The organism is Streptomyces sp. NBC_00878 (genome assembly GCF_026341515.1).
Taxonomy (GTDB): Bacteria; Actinomycetota; Actinomycetes; order Streptomycetales; family Streptomycetaceae; genus Streptomyces.
Genome location: NZ_JAPEOK010000002.1, coordinates 123,724 through 141,530 on the forward strand (window position 1 = coordinate 123,724; position 17,807 = coordinate 141,530).

Genomic DNA, 17,807 nt, shown 5'->3' on the forward strand with positions numbered 1-17,807 from the left:
CGACCCGTCCTTTCAGGCGCACACCATCAATCGCTGTTTGGTGTGGGGAGCTACCGCGCGGAGTCGGAACCAGTAGAAGCCGTGGCCGGCGAGGGTGAGGAGGTAGGGGAGTTCGCCGATGGCGGGGAAGCGGACGCCGCCGATGAGTTCGACGGGGTGGCGGCCGTTGAAGGCCTGGAGGTCGAGTTCGGTGGGCTGGGCGAAGCGGGAGAAGTTGTGGACGCACAGGACGAGGTCGTCGCCGTGTTCGCGGAGGAAGGCGATGACGGCGGGGTTGGAGGAGGGCAGTTCGGTGTAGGAGCCGAGGCCGAAGGCGGGGTTCTGCTTGCGGATCTCGATCATGCGCCGCGTCCAGTGCAGCAGCGACGAGGGGGAGGACATCGACGCTTCGACGTTGGTGACCTGGTAGCCGTAGACCGGGTCCATGATCGTGGGCAGGTAGAGGCGTCCGGGGTCGCTGGAGGAGAAGCCGGCGTTGCGGTCCGGTGTCCACTGCATGGGGGTGCGTACGGCGTCGCGGTCGCCGAGCCAGATGTTGTCGCCCATGCCGATCTCGTCGCCGTAGTACAGGATCGGGCTGCCGGGCAGGGAGAGCAGCAGGGCGGTGAAGAGTTCGATCTGGTTGCGGTCGTTGTCCAGGAGGGGGGCGAGGCGCCGCCTGATGCCGATGTTGGCGCGCATGCGGGGGTCTTTGGCGTATTCCGCGTACATGTAGTCGCGTTCTTCGTCGGTGACCATTTCGAGGGTGAGCTCGTCGTGGTTGCGCAGGAAGATGCCCCATTGGCAGCCGGAGGGGATGGCGGGGGTTTTCGCGAGGATTTCGGAGACGGGGTAGCGGGATTCGCGGCGGACGGCCATGAAGATGCGGGGCATGACGGGGAAGTGGAAGGCCATGTGGCATTCGTCGCCGCCGGCGCTGTAGTCGCCGAAGTAGTCGACGACGTCCTCGGGCCATTGGTTGGCCTCGGCGAGGAGGACGGTGTCGGGGTAGTGGGCGTCGATCTCCGCGCGGACGCGTTTGAGGACCTCGTGGGTGGCGGGGAGGTTTTCGCAGTCGGTGCCCTCTTCGGCGAAGAGGTAGGGGACGGCGTCGAGGCGGAAGCCGTCGATGCCCAGGTCGAGCCAGAACCGCAGGGCGGAGACGATTTCTTCCTGGACGGCGGGGTTTTCGAAGTTGAGGTCGGGCTGGTGGGAGAAGAAGCGGTGCCAGTAGTACTGCTTGCGGACGGGGTCGAAGGTCCAGTTGGAGGCTTCGGTGTCGACGAAGATGATGCGGGCGTCGGGGTATTGCTTGTCGTTGTCGGCCCACATGTAGTAGTTGCCGTAGGGGCCGGTGGGGTCGGTGCGGGACTGCTGGAACCAGGGGTGCTGGTCGCTGGTGTGGTTCATGACGAAGTCGATGATGACGCGCATGCCGCGTTGGTGGGCGGCGTCGACGAATTCGACGAAGTCGGCGAGGTCCCCGAATTCGGGGAGGACGGCGGTGTAGTCGGAGACGTCATACCCCCCGTCCTTCAGGGGTGATTTGAAGAAGGGGGGGAGCCAGAGGCAGTCGACGCCGAGCCATTGGAGGTAGTCGAGTTTGGCGGTGAGGCCTTTGAGGTCGCCGATGCCGTCGCCGTTGCTGTCCTGGAAGGAGCGGACGAGGACTTCGTAGAAGACGGCGCGTTTGAACCACTGTGGGTCCCGGTCTTTTTGCGGGGTGTCTTCGAACGTGTCCGGGACGGGCTCGTTGACGATCATGGTGTGGGTGACCCTCCGGTTGGCGGTGAGGACGGTCGCAGGACGGTCAGTACGTGCGCGGCTCGGTGGCCGGGCTCAAGGCGTACGTAGTTGGTCCTGCCCCAGTGGTAGGTCTCGCCGGTGAGCTCGTCGCGCACCGGCATCGACTCGTGCCAGTCGAGGCCGAGCCGTGGCATGTCCAACGAGACCGTGGCCTCCTGGGTGTGGTGAGGGTCGAGGTTCACGACCACCAGAACCGTGTCGGACTCGGTGTGCTTGCTGTACGCGATCACCGCGTCGTTGTCGGCGTCGTGGAAGTGGAGATTCCTGAGCCGGCGCAGTGCGCTGTGCTGCCGTCTGATCCGGTTCAGGGAACCGATGAGAGGCGCGATGGAGCGTCGGTCACGCTCGGCCGACTCCCAGTCCCGGGGCCGCAGTTGATATTTCTCCGAGTCGAGATAGTCTTCACCGCCCGCCCTGAACGGGGTGTTCTCGCACAGCTCGTATCCGGCGTACATTCCCCAGGAAGGGGAGAGCGTCGCCGCCAGAACGGCCCGTACCTCGAAAGCGGGCCGGCCGCCGTGCTGGAGATACCCGGGCAGGATGTCGGGCGTGTTCACAAAGAAGTTGGGACGCATGTACGCGGCGACGTCGTCACCGGAGAGTTCGGTGAGGTATTCGGTCAGTTCCGCCTTGCTGTTGCGCCACGTGAAGTACGTGTAGGACTGCTGGAAACCGATGCGTGCCAGGGCGTGCATGATCTCCGGGCGGGTGAACGCCTCGGCCAGGAAGATCACATCGGGATCGGTGCGGTTGATGTCCGCGATCACCTGTTCCCAGAACACCACCGGCTTTGTGTGCGGATTGTCCACGCGGAAGATCCGTACACCGTGGCTCATCCAGAACCGCAGGATCCGCCCGGTCTCGGCGACCAGGCCCGGCATGTCCTTGTCGAAGGCGATCGGGTAGATGTCCTGGTATTTCTTCGGCGGGTTTTCCGCGTACGCGATCGTGTCGTCGGGGCGGTGGTGGAACCACTCCGGGTACTTCTGGACCCACGGGTGGTCCGGCGAGCACTGGAGCGCGAAGTCCAGGGCGATCTCCATGCCCAGGCTCTCGGCCGTGCGTACGAAGGCGTCGAAGTCCTCGATCGTGCCCAGATCGGGGTGGACGGCGTCGTGCCCGCCCTCCGGTGAACCGATCGCCCACGGGACCCCGACATCCCAACGGTCTGCCGACAGGCTGTTGTTGGGGCCCTTGCGGAAGGTCGTGCCGATGGGGTGGATCGGTGGCAGGTACACCACGTCGAAGCCCATCTCCGCGATCGCGGGCAGCCGGTGCGCGGCGGTCCGGAAGGTGCCGCTGACCGGCGCCTTGCCGGGTTCGGCCACCGCACCTTCCGAGCGCGGGAAGAACTCGTACCAGGAGCCGTACAGCGCCCGCTCCCGCTCCACCAGCAACGGCAGCGGGGCCGACCGGGAGACCCGTTCCCGCAGAGGGTGCTCGGCGAGCGCCGTGTCCACGTCGGGGGTGAGTGCGGCGGCGAGGCGGGCGATGGGCGGCCGGGACTCGTCGCGCAGAGCGTCCGCGGCGGTCAGTACCGCTGCTCTGCCCGCCTCGTGCGGGATCCCGGAGGCGGCCCGTTCGTACAGTTCGGCGCCCTCCTCAAGGACCAGTCCGACGTCGATGCCCGCCGGGATCTTGATACCGGCGGCCCGGCGCCAGGTGGTCACGGGGTCGGACCACGCCTCCACCCAGAACGCCCACTCGCCCACCGCTCCGGGGGTGACGTCGGCGCCCCAACGGTCGGTGCCGGGGGCGAGTTCGCGCATGGGCGTCCAAGGGCCGGCGCGGCCCCCCGGATCGCGCAGGACGACGTTCGCGGCGACCGCGTCGTGACCTTCGCCGAAGAGGGTGGCGGTGACCTGGAAGGTTTCACCCACGACCGCCTTCGCCGGGCGGGTGCCGCGGTCGACGGCCGGGCGGACGTCTACCACAGGGACGCGGCCGATCGGAACGAGGGGCACGCGGCCAGCAGGGGGGACGCGGCTGTCGGCCGGGTTGTCGGTCATGGATCTCACCTCCGTCGTCTTTCTCGCTGCCCTTGCGATCTGGGCTTGTCCGGCGTGCTGCGCTGTCCTCGCCGCTGGGTCTTGAAACGCGTGGCTGTGACGCCGGCCCTGCTATGCCTCAGGGCCGGCTCCCGTTGGGCCAGAAGGCTGGCCGCTCTACGTCACCGGGCTTGCCGCGAGTCCGTCGGGCCGACCGGACTGGCCGGGTCGACCGGACTGGCCGGGTCGACCTGGCCGTCGGTTGTCGGCCGGGCCGCTTTTGGGCCGGTCCCGGCGGCGGGCGCCCGGACCGACCGCCAGATAGCGCTCGGCGGCGTGTACGGCCTCGCGTGCGCAGCGCTTTCCCATCAGCACGCAGAGCGTGTAGCCCGTGTCCTCGAAATTGCCCCGCGCCGCACGGTCGGCGGGGGCCGCGAGCATCATGCGTTCCCAGGCTCGGTACAGCTCAAGATGCCTGGCGACCTCGGTTTTGGCAGGCAGCAGCATTTCACTGGTCACCTTCCACTCCCTCGAATGCGCACAGTTCGCCCGGATCGTGCGTGAAGCCTGTGCGCGGAGAGGCATCGACCGACTACAGCGGCCGACGCCCTCACCCATGGTGCACGTGGCGACACTCGACGTCCTGTTGTCGCTTCAACTACATCCGGTGCGCTCTCGTGTTGCACGAATGGAGTACCGCTCCCACTCTGGGACTGACTCAGGAGCGATCGCTGCTCACGCTTCGTGTTCGGGGCTCGGCCCGCAGGGGCGAGGAGAAGCAAGAGCTTCGCCGGTGAGGAGCCAACGACGATGAAGACCGTAGTGCCCTGCTACTACCACCTCGACGTCGAGGTCAGCCCGGAGCGGGTCGATCAGGTCAGGCGCGTTCTGGCCGCCCGTCTCCGGTACTGGAACCTTGAGAACCTCGTCGAACCCGTCTGTCACTGCGCCGAAATGCTGCTCCGCTCGATCGAGGAGCACGCGGCGGACAAGAACACCACGATCGAGATGTGGTGGAACGGCCAGCACCTCATCACCGCCATCGCCGACAGCGACGGGGAGTTCCACCCGGAGTCCCCGGCGCGCGGCTGCCTGGTCCACATCGCCGCGCTGAGCGACGGCTGGGGTTGTTGCGGCACGGGCACCGGCGGAAAGATCGTCTGGTTCTCGCGCCGGGCCCGCGCCATCGAGCGCGCCCCGCTGGTCCCGGCCGTACCCGTGCCCAGTCTGCGGGAGGCTCGCCGCATGCCCCGCGAAATGCCCGTACGGGCGCTGGCGGTTTCCATGCCCGGGTTGTTGGAGGACGAGGTCCTCGTCGCGGCTTCCGGGTAGATCCGGGTCTCCGGGAAGATCCGGCTTCCGGGTAGATCCGGCTTCCGGGTAGATCCGGACTCCGGGAGAACGCCGCACCGGCCCGCGACCGCTCAGGCGCCGCGGGCCGATGGCTTGTTCACAGGGGCATGGTGGGAGGGGCGTTGCGAGAGAGAACGTGTTGTTGCACAGCAAACGTGTCGCTGCGCAGCGGTGGGGCCTACCGGCGGATCTCCTCCACGTCTCCGAAGCCGTCCGTTCGGCTCCAGCGCAGCCGGGTCAGCCACTCGGTCGAGTTTCTGCCGAAGGTCAGCTGCTCGTTGTCGCCCGACGCCTCGACCTTCTCCCAGCCGTCGAACTCCTTGGTGAGTTTCGTGTCCCACGTCGACAGGTTCTCGGTGCCTACCGCGGCGATCGACTCCATCGGCGGCTCACCGTCGGAGCAGTAGACGCCCCAGTTCGCGATGGCCGCGACCGTACCGTCGAACGCCTTGAGCGTGATGCTCTGGCACGGATCGGACTCGGTCGCGTACACGAGACGCGGCTTGCTCCACGCCCCGCCCGCAGTGTCCTGGTGCTGCTCCATGAGCCCGCGTCCCGCGGCGTAGTACATGCCCACGCGGCGCCCGTCGGCCCACTCGATCTCCTCGACGAACCGAGCGTGCGACGGCGCGGGGCGGGAGGTGGGGGAGGCCGTGACGGTGTGGGCCCCGGTACCCGCCCCCGCTTCCGTGCTGCCACAGGCCACGGTGACCCCCAGCAGTACCGTCAATCCGGCCAGCGCCGGCAGCCGGGCACCCCGTACTTGTCGCTCACCCGAAGACATTGTCCGTGTCGTCCCAGCCGTAGGGATCAGTGGTCGTGAGGCTCCGGGGAACGCGCGAGGACGATTGGTACATGGCCTCGATCTCGGCGGCGTAGCGGTGCGCGATGGCGTCCCTGCGCAGCTTCATCGAGGGAGTGAGCATGCCGTTGGCCACGTCGAACGGTTCGGGGAGTACGCGGTACACGCGAATGGACTCCGAGCGCGACACGGTGCTGTTGGCCGCGGCGACGGCGCGCTTGACCTCTTCGCGCAGGGCGTTCTCCTCGCGCGGTTCGCGGTCCTGGGCCTCGCCCGGGATGGCGAGGACCGCGCGCCAGTGCGCGAGGAACTCCTGATCGAGGGTGATCAGCGCTCCCACGCAGGGCCGGTTGTCACCCACGACCACCGCCTGATGGATGAGCGGATGGACCCGCAGACGTTCTTCGAGAGCCGCGGGAGCCACGCTCTTGCCGCTGCTCGTGATGACGGTGTCCTTCTTGCGGCCGGTGATGCTCAGATAGCCCTCGGCGTCGAGCCGGCCGAGGTCGCCGGTGGCGAGCCAGCCGTTCCGCAGTGCGGCCCGGGTGCTCGTCTCGTCGTTGATATAGCCCTGGAAGACCGAGGGTCCGTGTACCAGGATCTCCCCGTCCTCGGCCACGTGGACTTCCACGTCGGGAAGAGGACGTCCGACAGTTCCGAATTTCTCCCGGCCAACCGGCTGGGCGGTAATTCCGCCGCTGGTTTCGGTGAGTCCGTATCCGTCATGGACGAAAATTCCGATTCCCGAGTAAAAGAGGGCGAGTTCACGGTTCAGCGGTGAGCCGCCCGACACCGCGCCGCACACTCTTCCGCCCAGTGCCGCACGCAGCTTCCGGTACACCGTCTTCTCGTAGAGGGTGTGTTGCAGTCGCAGGTCGAATCCGGGGCCCGGCCCTGTTCCCAGCCGGTGCCGCTCGGAGGCCTTGGCGAAGTCCTGTGCCGTGCGGACCGCGCGCTCGAACAGGGCGCCGCGGCCCGCCTCCTGAGCCTTGCGGAGGAAGTTCTTGTAGATCTTCTCGAAGACGGACGGGACGGCGTAGAGGAACGTGGGGCGGAAGGACAGCAGGGCCGCGGACAGCTTCTCCGCGCGCAGATCGGGCTCGTGTCCCATCAGCATTCCGCCGCGCATGCACAGCCCCTGGACCATCAGGCCGTACACGTGCGAGAAGGGCAGGAAGGCGAGGACCGCCGGCTGCTGCCCGGGGCGCGCCGCCGTGTGGCCCCACCCGGCCAGCAGGGCGTCGCAGGGGCTCGCCATGCTGCGATGGCTCAGGGCGCATCCCTTGGGTGGTCCCGACGTGCCCGAGGTGTAGGCGATGACCGCGGTCGAGTCCGGCAGCACGATCCGGCGCATCGACTCCACAGTGGTGACCGGTACCGACCGGCCCTGTTCCTTGAGGTCCGTCAGGGCCCCGGCGTCCAACTGCCAGACGTGCTGCAGGGTCGGCAGTGAGGCGCACACGGAGCCGACCGTCATGATGGCCTGCTCGTCCTCCACCACGACCGCGACGCAGCCGGCGTCCTTGAGGATCCAGCCGACCTGCTCGTGCGACGACGTCGGATAGATCGGCACGATCTCGGCGCCCACCGACCAGAGCGCGTAGCTGAGCACCGTCCACTCGTAGCGGGTGCGCGCCATGACGGCCACACGGTGGCCCGGGAAGATCCCGGCCGCGATGAAACCCCGGGCCACGTCCACCACTTCGTCCCGCAACTCGGCCGCGGTCACCGGGGACCAGTCCGCGGGCGAGGTGTCCGAGCGGCGCGCCAGTTGCGACAGGGTGGGATCGCGGTCCGCCGTCTCGTAGAGACTGTCCGCGAGCCCTCCCTGCATCAATGGCGAAACCGGTCGGACAACTTCCAAGGGGTGCATGTACCGCTCCAGAATTCTTGCAGAGCGCCCCTCCGAGGGAATCCGGAATCGAGGGCTTTCGAAATCTAGCCCACGGCGGCGGTGGGTGTGTCACGAACCCTCGAACGACCCGACCGGACGGTCTGTGAGGAGAGAACGGTTCAGCCGGTGCCGAGCCACTTCAGCGCGTCGAGCAGGAAGCGGTTCTGGTTTGCGCTGGCGAAGGTGGACGACAGAGGGGTATTCGTGGCGTAGTCCATCGCGTTGTGGCCGAAATTCGCGTACAGCATCCGGTATTTCGTGTTGGTCCACAGGATCGGGTAGTACCCGCTGTACCAGGTCTGGTTGGGATCCGTGCCCAGCGGGAAGCTGCTGGGGTCGACCGAGGCCAGGATCTTGATGTCCGGATTCTGGCGCAGGTCGTTCGACCAGCTGTACCACTCGCTGACCGACGAGGTGAACGTGGCGGGCAGGTTCACGGTCGAGGGGTGCGTACGGTCCTCGGTGCGCAGGACGGCGGTCGTCGGCCCCCAGGTGTTGGACCTGAAGTTCCCGCTGCCCAGGAACTGCTGGTGGTACCAGGGCCAGTTCTGTGCCTCGGTCGTGAACGCGGAGACGTGGAAGCCCAGCCAGCCGCCGCCCCCGCGCATGTACCGCTCGAAGCCCGCCCGCTGGCCGGCGGTGTGCGGGAGCTCGTCGAGGAACAGGACGACCTGGTACGCGTTCACGCCGCCGTTGGCCAGCAGGTTCCAGTCGGTGCTCGCCGTGTAGGCGAAGCCGTTCTCGGCGGCCCGGGCCGGGAACCACTGGTTGGCCTCGCGGACGAAACTGATGTGCGCGGCGTCCCACGTACCGCTGTAGAGGGCGAGCACCTTGAAGGGGGCTGCTGCCGTGGAGGTCGCCTGCGCGGGCGGGGCCGCGAGTCCGAGCAGCGTTGCCAGCAGTACGAGGACCCGCAGGGCGAGGACCCGCAGAGTGACGCGCGCCGGAGCGGAGGATCTGATTCCGAGCATGGAACGTCCCTTCCTTCTCACGAGTACAGGCCTGTTCACGGTCACGGGTAGCTGACGAGGTTGGCGACGTTGGTGGTGGAGTTGGACGGGCCACCGCGGTCGTTGATGACGTGCCGGATCGTGCCGGTGCCGCCTAGCGAGACCGTCACCATGCTGCGGAAGCGCACATTCGCGTTGTTGGGGGCCTCGATGGCGTGCTCCGCCGTGACGCCCGGGTTCACGTTGAAGTAGCAGTAGCTGCCGAAGCCGTAGACCTGGTGGCTGGTCACGGAGTTCGCGACTTTGTAGGCGGCGTAGCCCTGGGTGGAGCCGTTCATCCAGGCCGCCTGGTTGGGCGGGTCGTAGGGCATCTCGTTCTGGTAGAAGTACGTGCGGCCGCCGTTGCCGTTCCAGATCGTCTGGTGCTTCTGGTAGTGCTCGACGAACAGGCCGTACATGGTGACGTCGTCGCCGTTGACCACGAGCCCGGTGTCGGCGGTGTTGGTGTTCCAGCCGACGCCGCTGCCGTGGTCGGCGCGCCAGATCCACAGATGGTCGCCGATGACGTCGTCGCTGTTGATGGTGAGGCTGGTGGTGGCCTTGCCCACGGTCGCGCCGCCGACGCGGAAGAACACGTCGTGCAGGGAGCTCGGGTTGGCGCCGTGGTCCGCGGAGGAGCCGCTCGGGCCCATCTCGAGCAGCTGGGCCGAGTTGGTCGTTCCGGCGTCGACGAGGATCCCGGCGAGCTTGACGCCGTCCACGTCGGCGACCGTCATCGCGGTGATGCCGTTGTCCGGGATGAGTGTCGCGAGGCCCAGACCGAGCACGACGGTGTCGGGGCGGGTCACCTTGAGGGTCTGGTTCAGGTGGTAGACGCCCGGGGTGACCAGCAGGTTCTTGCCCTGTGCGAGCGCCTCGTTCATCTGGGCCGCCGTCGCGCCCGGCTTGACGATGAAGAAGTCCGACAGCGGCAGCGAGGCGCCCGCCGGAGTGCCGGATGCCCAGGTGGTGCCGCGCGAGTTGGTGCGTACGGAGGGCACGAACACCTTGTAGGCGCCGGCCGAGTCGACGTACAGGAAGGGCTTCTCACGGGAGACGGGTGTCTGGTCGACCGTCGTGTACGGGGGGTTGGGGAAGCTGGTGGCCGGGGCGTTCTGCGCGCCGACGAAGACCATGTTCCAGTTCGAGCCCGTCCAGCTGGACCACTCGGTGTTCCGTGACAGCCACTGCTGCTGCGAGCCCGACCTGACCTGTCCGTCGATCAACGCGTCGGCCATGTAGCCGCCGCTGGACCAGCCGCCGTCGTCGAGCTGGAGATTGCCGCGCAGATGCATCCGCCGGTACGGGGCTGCCTGCGAGACGGCCCAGCGGTCGGTGCCGGACGTCGGAGTCACGGACAGGTTCTCCGCCGAACGCCAGAAGTTCTGGGTGGCGTTGCCCTGGAACCAGTCGGCCTCGGCATGCACCGCGCCGCGGATCGTGACGTCGTCGGGGGAGAGGCCGAGGCCGGCGACCTGGGTGTAGAAGCCGACGTTGGCGTCCGCGGTGTACGTGCCGGGCTTGAAGAGGAAGGCCTTGCGCGCGGTGCCGAACTGGTTGGTCTCCTGCTGGGCGAAGGCGGAGTTGAGGCTGCTCTGGATCGTGGCGGCCGGCGTGGACGGGTCGAAGACGGTCACGTTCGGGCCGAAGTCCGGTGTCCCGGGCGGCTGTTGGGTGTCGACGGCGTTGACGTGGAAGGACTGGGCGGCCGAGCCATTGCAGGTCCACTGCTGAAGCTGGGTGCCGTCGGCGGTCGAGGCGCTCGGCACGTCGAGGCACTTGCCACTGTGCCGGTTCACGAAGTGATAGGTCCCGGCGCTCTCCGCGACGGCCTGCCACTGCTGGTTGGCCCCGCCGCCGTACGTCCACAGCTGCACGGCCGCGCCGTCCGCGGCCGAGACGTCGGCGACGTCCCAGGTCTTCGTGGCGTCGCCGCGGCCCGCGACCCGCACGTTGCCGTCGGAGGTGTCCTGGAGCTGCCACTGCTGGGCCTGACCGCTGTTGCACGCGTACTGCTGGACGGCGGTGCCGTCGGCCGTTGCGGCTGCGCGGGCGTCGACGCACTTGCCGTTGCCCGCGTTGACGACGGTGGCCCAGCCGGTGGGGAGGGCGGCGGCCTGTGCGGCCTTCGTGGGCGGGGCGGCGGCCACGGCGGTCGCGGCCGACGCCACCAGGGCGAGGGTGGCGAGGAACGTGGGTATCCGACGGCCGGGTGATCTCGTCGATCCGATCACGGATTCTCCTGTGCGAGTGGGGGGTTGAGCGCTCACCGTCCAGGAACGTGAACCATGAGCGCACGCGTGGGGCCTTAGCGATCGGTGAACCTAAAGGTCTGAACCAAGCTCGTCAAGATCTGAAGCAAAGAGAGCAAGAAATCGCCTCAGGCCCGCAAGGAATTGAAGACATGGCGTCCGGAGACGTCAGCGAGATGCAGCCGAGGGGTCCCCGGGGAGGGGCCCAGGAGCCCAGGGGAGCGGCCGGGCAGTCCCCAAGAAAGCGGGGGACCGTCCCGGCGTGGACGGGCGGTCCGCCGTACCTCTCACTACGATGAGAGAGATCGTGGTGCCGCCCCGCGGGTCCGCGTGCGAAGGGGCCGACCGACGTCAGGAGGGCCGCCGTGAGCACGATCGCGGTGAAGTCCGCCCAGCTGAGGAGCGGACTCGTCCTTCCGTATGCCGAGGCGGGTTATCCGGACGGCCTCCCCGTGGTCTTCGTGCACAGCCTCGCCGACTCCTGGTGGATGTTCGAGCCGCTGCTCCGGCGGCTCCCCGCCGCGGTGCGCGGATACGCCCCCACCCAGCGGGGCCACGGAGACGCCGAACGGCCCTCGGACGGCTACCGTCCGGAGGACTTCGCGAACGACCTGGTGGAGTTCCTCGACGCGGTCGGCATCCGCCGTGCTGTCCTGGTCGGGGCGTCGAGCGGTGGGGTAGCCGCACGCCTGGTCGCGGGCAGTCATCCCGACCGGGTCGCGGGCCTCGTCCTGGTGGGCGCCCCCGCGACGCTCGCCGACAAGCCCGGCATTACGGCCCTCTGGGAGAGGGTCCGAGCACTCGAAGACCCTGTGCCGCGCGCCTTCGTGGAGGACCTGCTCGGCGATCTCGCGACCCGGCCGCTGGGCCGCGGACTTCTGGCGACGATGGCCGAGGAGAACCTGAAGGTGCCCGCACGGGTGTGGCGCGAGACCATGCGCGGCCTGTTGGAGGCGGACCTGGCGGCGACACTGCGCGGCATCCTCGTCCCCACGCTCGTGCTCTGGGGCGACGCGGACAGTGTTCTGCCGCGCGCCGACCAGCAGCGGATCCTCGACGCGATCCCCGGCTCGGTCCTCGTCGTGTACGAGGGCGCCGGGCACGTTCTGTACTGGGAAGAGCCCGAACGGGTCGTCCAGGACGTCGTCGGTTTCGCCGCCCGGGTCCTGCCGGACGGCCCCGACGGCGGCGCTCCCGGCAGGACCGGGAGGCCGCCGTTCCCGGACGGCGGCCTGGACGGGCCCTGAGTGTGACGTCCGGTCAGGCGTTGGGGTCGAACGCGATCCCGGACGGCTTGGCCGAGGACAGGTGGGAGTTGAACGTGCTGTCCTTGATGCCGAGCGTGGCACTGCCGAAGTTGTACGACGTCAACTTGTCGCGCACACCCGCGGGATAGCCGTTCCAGCCGACCAGCGGCGGGTACTGCCAGGTCCCCTTGTGGTTCTCCGGCGGCTCGTCGCCCGAGGTAGCGGCCCGGAAGCAGTGCGTGCTGATACCGTCCTTGTGGTAGACGATCTTCGCGTGCGTCCCGTCCCAGCGGATCGCCGAGCGGTTGTGGACCGTGAACGAGCCGTGGTTGGACGTCGAGACGTACTGGGCCACGTTGTTCTGCACCCACACCACGACGTGTTCCCAGTCGTGCCGGTGCCCGCCGAGCCCGCTGCCGGCCACGGCCTGATCCTTCTCGAAGTAAAGTTCGTACACGATTGCGCACCAGCCGTTGTTGCACTTGGAGCGCGAGTAGCTGTTGGTGTTGTCGAGGTCCGAGGCGTCACGGCACTGGCCGTTGAGGGCACCGCTGGGGTTGAGGCCGCCGTTGACGGTGCCGTCGGGACCGATCGCGGGCGTCGAGTAACAGCCGTCCGTGTCGTAGTCGTAGGCGGGTTGGAACGTCTGGTCCAGTCCCTCCGCGTTGGCGGGCAGAGCGCCGGGCGGGGCCGCCAGGGCGGTGGACGGGAAAGCGAAGACCAAAGCGGCGGCGCCCGCGAGGACGCCGAGCGACCTCCGGCGCAGACGCCGAGATCCGGAAGGCTTCGATGCCGGACTGCCGTTCAAAGTGTCCTCCTCATCGGCCCTGTACAGGCCAACTCCCCTTTGTGACATGTGCAGTTCAGGGTCGCGGGTTTTCACCCCCGTGCCAAGAGGCCTCAGGCGTCACATCGGTTACGGACGGCCCAACACTTGGGCGCGCCGCTCACAAAGTGCGCCACGAGGGGTGCGGATGATGGGAGGGTGGGTCGCATGAGCGCGCCGCGGATCACCGGGCCCGACGGCGACGAGCACACCGCGCCCGACCTGCCCACATCGACGGCAACGGGCGGGCGGCCAGGCCGCTTCGACGGACTCAAGCGCTTTCTGCGCCACAGGCGTTCGCTGTACGTGCTGGCCGTCGTCGCACTCCTCGCCCAGATGACGGTCGCGATGGTCACGACCGCCGTGGAGCAGACCCCGACCATCGACGAGCCCGTGTACGTGGCCACGGCCGAGGTCTACCTCAAGCAGCACAGCCTCCGTTACAACCCCGAACACCCGCCCCTGGGCAAGCTGATCATCGCCTCCGGGCTGGTGTTCACCGACGCGCGCCTCGACCCGCACTTCGTCGGCAGCCAGATGGCCCTGGGCCGCAGCCTGCTGTACGAGTCGGGCAACGACCCGGAGCGAATCATGCTGTACGCACGGCTCCCGGTGATCGTGCTGACCCTCCTGCTCGGGCTCGTCGTCCTCGCGTTCGCCCGCGATCTCACCGGCCCGGCGGGCGGGTTGACGGCACTCGCCCTGTACGCGTTCTCACCGGACATCATCGCGAACGGATCACTGGCCACCCTCGACGTACCCGCGGCCGGCTTCCTGCTCACGTCCGTATGGCTGCTGTGGCGGGCGCGGCGACAGCCGTACCTCTGCCTCCCGCTCGCCGGAGTGGCGATGGGCGCGGCCGTGGCCACCAGGATGAGCATGCTCGCGATGGTTCCGGCACTGATGCTGCTGGGCGTCCTGTCGTACTGGTACGCCCGCAGGACACCCGGGCTCGGCGCACGCGAACGGATGCGCAGCCTCGCGTACGGCGCCGCGGCCGCCGTCGGCATGGCGGTCGTGGCGGTCGCCGTCGTGTGGGCCACCTATCTCGTCGTCGACCCGCGGCTGCGCTGGACACAGCCCGAGACCGTGCCGGACATCCCCGGGATGCGCGGCCGCATCGCCGCGTGGCTGCCGTTCCCGGAGGCCTACCGGGACGGCATGCGCATCCAGTTCGGCTTCGAGTACGAGGTCTGGCAGGGCTTCCTGTTCGGCCGGCTCTACGAGGGCTCGCTCTGGTACTACCTGCCGGCCGCGCTCCTGGTGAAGACACCGCTCGGCATGCTCGCCCTGTGGCTCGCCGGCGCCGTCGCGATGCTGACACTGCGTCGGCTCCGGCCCGCGGCGCCGTACGTGCTCGCCCCCGCGGCCCTGCTGCTCGCCGTGTCCATGCATGGCGCCCGCGACCTCGGCGTCCGGTACGCGATCTTCGTACCGATGTTCGCGGCGGTCGCCGCCGCCGGTGTGACGCTCGTCCGCCGACGGTGGGTGTACGGCGTGACGGCCGCGCTGGTGTGCTTCGTGGCCGTCAGTTCGCTGCGGACGTATCCGTACTACCTGCCGTACTCCAACGAGGCGTTCGGCGGGCCGTCGAAGACCCGCCTGCGGCTGCACGACTCGAACGTCGACTGGGGCCAGGACCTCGGCCGCCTCGCCGATCGCCTCCGCCGGGACCACCCGGGCGAGCGGGTGTGGCTCGTCTTCAAGGGTGCCGGTGTGCCCGCGTACTACGGAATCGACGCGGCCAACCCGCTGAAGGCCCCGCTGGGCGAGGTGCACGGGCTGCTCGTCGTGTCCGACTCCGCGGCGGCCAAGGCCGACGGGCGGCTCACCGCGCTGCTCGACACCAGCACCCCGATCGACAACGTCGGCCACTCGATCACGGTCTACCGGCGGCGCTGACGCGCGTCCGCCCCCTGAGGTGTGGCCAGTCACATCCGACGCTTTGCCCAACCGGGCCCACGGGCGCACCGTACCGTCGAGCCATGACCACGCGTCGTACGAACAGACGCGGCAGGGCCAGGGCGTTGGCGCTGGCCCTGATGTGCGTTCTGGTGGCACTCCCCGCGGGAAGCGGAGCCGCCCCCGCAAGCAGGGTGGCCCCGCCCGAAGGGGCCGCCGCGCCGAAGGCCACCCCCGGGTACTACGTCGGCACCTTCAACATCTACGGGAACGTCGGCCACCGGGGCGACGCCGGCGACTGGATCAAGGACGAGGCCGACGCCATCATGCGGCTCACGCTCGGCGACCCCGACCGGTGGCTGTTCATCGGCCTCCAGGAAGTCTGCAAGGCCCAAGGGGAGCGGTTCGCCCGGGAGTTGGGCATGCGCAGCGCCTTCGTCGACACCGGCACCGACTGCGCCGACGGACAGCCGTTCGGGAACAGCGTCCTGTTCCACTCGGCCGCGCAACTCCTGCCGCCGGCGCTGCTGCCGAACCCGGACGGCAGGAACGGGGAGCGGGGCATCATCTGCGCCGTCATCCGTGCTCCTGGACATCCGGTCCTGCCGGGTTCACAAGTCACCGCGTGCAGCACGCACTTGACCGTCGGCGCCACGAAGAGCCGGGAACGGGAGGAGCAGGCCGAGTTCATCCGCCACGGCTGGAAACCGGACGGCACCCACATACTGGGCGCCGACGGCCCGGTCGTCCTCGCCGGTGACCTGAACGCCACGCCCGAAGCGGGGGAGTTGGACGACCTGTACGACGCCACCGAGGCGAGCGGCCCGCGTGAGACCGGGCCGCCGTACCTCCACCCGACCTACGGCGACGGCCGCAAGATCGACTACCTGCTCACCTGGGGTGTGCGGGGCTCCGCACGGTGGCGCGACACCGGTGTCCGCTGGACCGCCAGCTCCGACCACGGCTTCTATTACGGTGAGTTGTCGATCGGGGCTGGGTGAGACGGGATCCGCAGAGCGGCCGAGCGTGCCGCTTCCGGGCGATGGATGCCACGCGCCCGATATCCCAGCCGGTCCGCCACCCCTACCAGATCGGCCAGCAGCCAGATGATCGCCAGCCACATCTCGGTGCCCTGGAGACCCGGATCCCGGCCCGGACCACCACCGCCCTCGCCCGGTGGACCGAACCCGAAACCGGCCCCGTCCCGCCAGCGCTCCAGCACCTGGGCCAGCTGTTCCTCGGCCCAGGCCCGCGCCTCGGCAGCCCGGTGGCGGGTCTGCTGCCCGGCGAGCCAGAGCGGGTGCGCCACGTCCAGCACATTGCACGCGTTCTGCCGGTCCGCCGCGAACCAGCGCGGATCACCGCCGTGGGCCAGCACGGTGTCCACCACCCGTTCCGCATACGGCACGGGCAGCCCGAACTGCGCGAACGAGCCGCGCGTCAGGCGGTAGTAGCCGTTGACCAGTTGCAGCCGGCCCGCCGCGGGTGAGGCGGCCTCGCCCCACATCCCCGTCCACGGACCCACCCGGGTGCCCAGCCAGCCGAACAGCGCCTCCAACGCGCCGGGCGCACCCGCCTCGGCACCCAACTCCAGGTTCCGGTGCGCGCCGGTCGCCCAGCAGTCCACCCAGGCCCCGGCCGACCATGCCCCGGTCCGCCACGGCAAGGAGTCGAGGCGTGCGACGAGCCGATCCGCCGTCATGTGCCGTACGACGTGGACCGGGTGGGCGAAGCGGGAGCCCAACAGGTCCAGCGCGTAACCCACGGACAGTACGTGGTACTCGGCCGTGCCGTCGTCGATCCAGCCGTCCGCCGCCGGGGCGGGCAGCACACCGGGACCGCCATCCGAGGCGAGTTCGGGCACGAGCCCGCTGACGGGGTCCTGCAGGGCGCGCAGCCGCTCGGCGTGTTCGGCGGCGGACAGGTGCGGTGGAGGCGAGTGCAGGAGGAGATCGGCGATCTCGACGGCGTCGCAGTGCGCACGGACGGTCTCGGCCGCTCCGGGCCGGTCGCGGTAGCGGCCGGTGTCCGCGTTCCAGTTGCGGGCGAGCAGATCGCCGGCCTGCCCCCGGGCCCGGTCCGCGAACCGTGCGACGGCATCTCCCAGGCCGCCCTCCGGCGCCCGTACCCTGGCGGGCCCCTGACCGCGGCGGTCGCGCAGCGGACGGGCCGGGTTGCCGGCGGCGATGGTCCACGGCGGCAGATCCTTGGTCACGACGGCGCCCGCGCCCACCACACAGTGGTCGCCGATCGTCACCCCGTCGAGGACGACGACGTGCGAGCCGATCCACACGTCGTCGCCGACGGTGATGCCCTTGCTGGTGAGGGGCTGCCGGTGCACGGGCCGGTCCGGCGCGAAGCCGTGGTTGAAGCCGAGCAGGGAGCTGTGGGCGCCGATCCGCACACCGTCCCCGAGGACGATCCGGCCCCGCACGGTGGCGTACGGATTGACCGTGCAGTCGGCGCCCGCCGTCATCTCGCCGGTGACGTAGGCATGCCCGGCGATATAGGAGTTCTCGCCCAGCCGCAGCACGTCGGTGAACACACCGGCGGCGGGGGAGACGTAGCAGCACGGGCCGAAGCTCGCGCCGCCGTCGGCCAGTCGCTGCTGAAGAGCGGCCTGCGCGGCGCGCTGCTCCTCGGAGGCACGACGGGCGAAGTCCCAGGGGCAGTAGTCGAAGTAGGAGTCGTCCGCCGAGGCTTCCGGTGCCGAGGATTCCGAGTTCATCGCACGCGAGTCTAGAGAGCGCTTACTGTCCCGGCAATCCT

The 17,807-nt window shown here is 69.1% G+C and carries 12 protein-coding genes and 1 pseudogene; 4 read left to right on the forward strand and 9 right to left on the reverse strand.

Annotated elements, in window-relative coordinates:
* Nucleotides 1-12: 12 nt before the first annotated feature.
* From treS to OHA11_RS45115, 3 genes are all read right to left on the reverse strand, one after another.
* Nucleotides 13-1,743, reverse strand: coding sequence for a maltose alpha-D-glucosyltransferase (treS, locus tag OHA11_RS45105; RefSeq protein ID WP_266508137.1), 1,731 nt, complete (start codon nucleotides 1,741-1,743; stop codon nucleotides 13-15).
* On the reverse strand, nucleotides 1,740-3,794 hold the full coding sequence (locus OHA11_RS45110) for an alpha-1,4-glucan--maltose-1-phosphate maltosyltransferase (RefSeq protein ID WP_266508138.1): 2,055 nt from the start codon (nucleotides 3,792-3,794) through the stop codon (nucleotides 1,740-1,742). Before OHA11_RS45110 ends, treS begins: the two co-directional genes overlap by 4 nt.
* 156 nt (nucleotides 3,795-3,950) lie before the next feature.
* Nucleotides 3,951-4,280, reverse strand: a complete 330-nt coding sequence (locus tag OHA11_RS45115; protein ID WP_266508636.1) for a DUF5133 domain-containing protein — start codon at nucleotides 4,278-4,280, stop codon at nucleotides 3,951-3,953.
* Between the two features lie 303 nt (nucleotides 4,281-4,583).
* Between OHA11_RS45115 and OHA11_RS45120 the strand changes: the two genes are divergently transcribed.
* Complete coding sequence (locus tag OHA11_RS45120; protein ID WP_266508139.1) at nucleotides 4,584-5,105, forward strand: pep a2; 522 nt, start codon at nucleotides 4,584-4,586, stop codon at nucleotides 5,103-5,105.
* A 199-nt stretch (nucleotides 5,106-5,304) separates the two neighbouring features.
* On the opposite strand, the gene OHA11_RS45125 is transcribed toward OHA11_RS45120, so the two are convergent.
* From OHA11_RS45125 to OHA11_RS45140, 4 genes and pseudogenes are all read right to left on the reverse strand, one after another.
* Complete coding sequence (locus tag OHA11_RS45125) at nucleotides 5,305-5,910, reverse strand: hypothetical protein (RefSeq protein WP_266508141.1); 606 nt, start codon at nucleotides 5,908-5,910, stop codon at nucleotides 5,305-5,307.
* Entirely contained in the window at nucleotides 5,897-7,762 is a 1,866-nt protein-coding gene (locus OHA11_RS45130; protein WP_266508638.1) for a long-chain fatty acid--CoA ligase, read from the reverse strand. The genes OHA11_RS45125 and OHA11_RS45130 overlap by 14 nt, the downstream gene beginning before the upstream one ends.
* Before the next feature lie 188 nt (nucleotides 7,763-7,950).
* A pseudogene (locus OHA11_RS45135) lies at nucleotides 7,951-8,793 on the reverse strand (ThuA domain-containing protein); the annotation flags it as partial.
* A 41-nt stretch (nucleotides 8,794-8,834) separates the two neighbouring features.
* The gene (locus tag OHA11_RS45140) at nucleotides 8,835-11,045 is read right to left on the reverse strand and encodes an RICIN domain-containing protein (protein ID WP_266508143.1); all 2,211 of its coding nucleotides are present in this window, start codon (nucleotides 11,043-11,045) and stop codon (nucleotides 8,835-8,837) included.
* Between the two features lie 383 nt (nucleotides 11,046-11,428).
* Between OHA11_RS45140 and OHA11_RS45145 the strand changes: the two genes are divergently transcribed.
* Nucleotides 11,429-12,310, forward strand: coding sequence for an alpha/beta fold hydrolase (locus OHA11_RS45145; protein ID WP_266508145.1), 882 nt, complete (start codon nucleotides 11,429-11,431; stop codon nucleotides 12,308-12,310).
* 13 nt (nucleotides 12,311-12,323) lie between these two features.
* On the opposite strand, the gene OHA11_RS45150 is transcribed toward OHA11_RS45145, so the two are convergent.
* Nucleotides 12,324-13,118 carry an NPP1 family protein gene (locus OHA11_RS45150; RefSeq protein WP_266508146.1) on the reverse strand — a complete coding sequence of 265 codons (795 nt, stop codon included), beginning with the start codon at nucleotides 13,116-13,118 and terminating at the stop codon, nucleotides 12,324-12,326.
* A gap of 186 nt (nucleotides 13,119-13,304) precedes the next feature.
* Between OHA11_RS45150 and OHA11_RS45155 the strand changes: the two genes are divergently transcribed.
* Both OHA11_RS45155 and OHA11_RS45160 read left to right on the forward strand, forming a co-directional pair.
* Entirely contained in the window at nucleotides 13,305-15,038 is a 1,734-nt protein-coding gene (locus OHA11_RS45155; RefSeq protein ID WP_266508148.1) for a phospholipid carrier-dependent glycosyltransferase, read from the forward strand.
* An 83-nt stretch (nucleotides 15,039-15,121) separates the two neighbouring features.
* A complete protein-coding gene (locus tag OHA11_RS45160; protein ID WP_266508150.1) occupies nucleotides 15,122-16,039 on the forward strand; it encodes an endonuclease/exonuclease/phosphatase family protein in 918 nt (305 codons plus the stop codon).
* Here OHA11_RS45160 and OHA11_RS45165 read toward each other — a convergent pair.
* Nucleotides 16,009-17,766, reverse strand: coding sequence for a DapH/DapD/GlmU-related protein (locus OHA11_RS45165; RefSeq protein WP_266508151.1), 1,758 nt, complete (start codon nucleotides 17,764-17,766; stop codon nucleotides 16,009-16,011). The genes OHA11_RS45160 and OHA11_RS45165 overlap by 31 nt on opposite strands.
* Between the last annotated feature and the right edge of the window lie 41 nt (nucleotides 17,767-17,807).

What these genes read in the sequence shown, in the direction of transcription:
- treS (WP_266508137.1), bottom strand. Translation starts at nt 1,743, where the DNA reads ATGATCGTCAACGAGCCCGTCCCGGACACGTTCGAAGACACCCCGCAA.
- OHA11_RS45110 (WP_266508138.1), bottom strand. Translation starts at nt 3,794, where the DNA reads ATGACCGACAACCCGGCCGACAGCCGCGTCCCCCCTGCTGGCCGCGTG.
- OHA11_RS45115 (WP_266508636.1), bottom strand. Translation starts at nt 4,280, where the DNA reads ATGCTGCTGCCTGCCAAAACCGAGGTCGCCAGGCATCTTGAGCTGTAC.
- OHA11_RS45120 (WP_266508139.1), top strand. Translation starts at nt 4,584, where the DNA reads ATGAAGACCGTAGTGCCCTGCTACTACCACCTCGACGTCGAGGTCAGC.
- OHA11_RS45125 (WP_266508141.1), bottom strand. Translation starts at nt 5,910, where the DNA reads ATGTCTTCGGGTGAGCGACAAGTACGGGGTGCCCGGCTGCCGGCGCTG.
- OHA11_RS45130 (WP_266508638.1), bottom strand. Translation starts at nt 7,762, where the DNA reads ATGCAGGGAGGGCTCGCGGACAGTCTCTACGAGACGGCGGACCGCGAT.
- OHA11_RS45155 (WP_266508148.1), top strand. Translation starts at nt 13,305, where the DNA reads ATGAGCGCGCCGCGGATCACCGGGCCCGACGGCGACGAGCACACCGCG.
- OHA11_RS45160 (WP_266508150.1), top strand. Translation starts at nt 15,122, where the DNA reads ATGACCACGCGTCGTACGAACAGACGCGGCAGGGCCAGGGCGTTGGCG.
- OHA11_RS45165 (WP_266508151.1), bottom strand. Translation starts at nt 17,766, where the DNA reads ATGAACTCGGAATCCTCGGCACCGGAAGCCTCGGCGGACGACTCCTAC.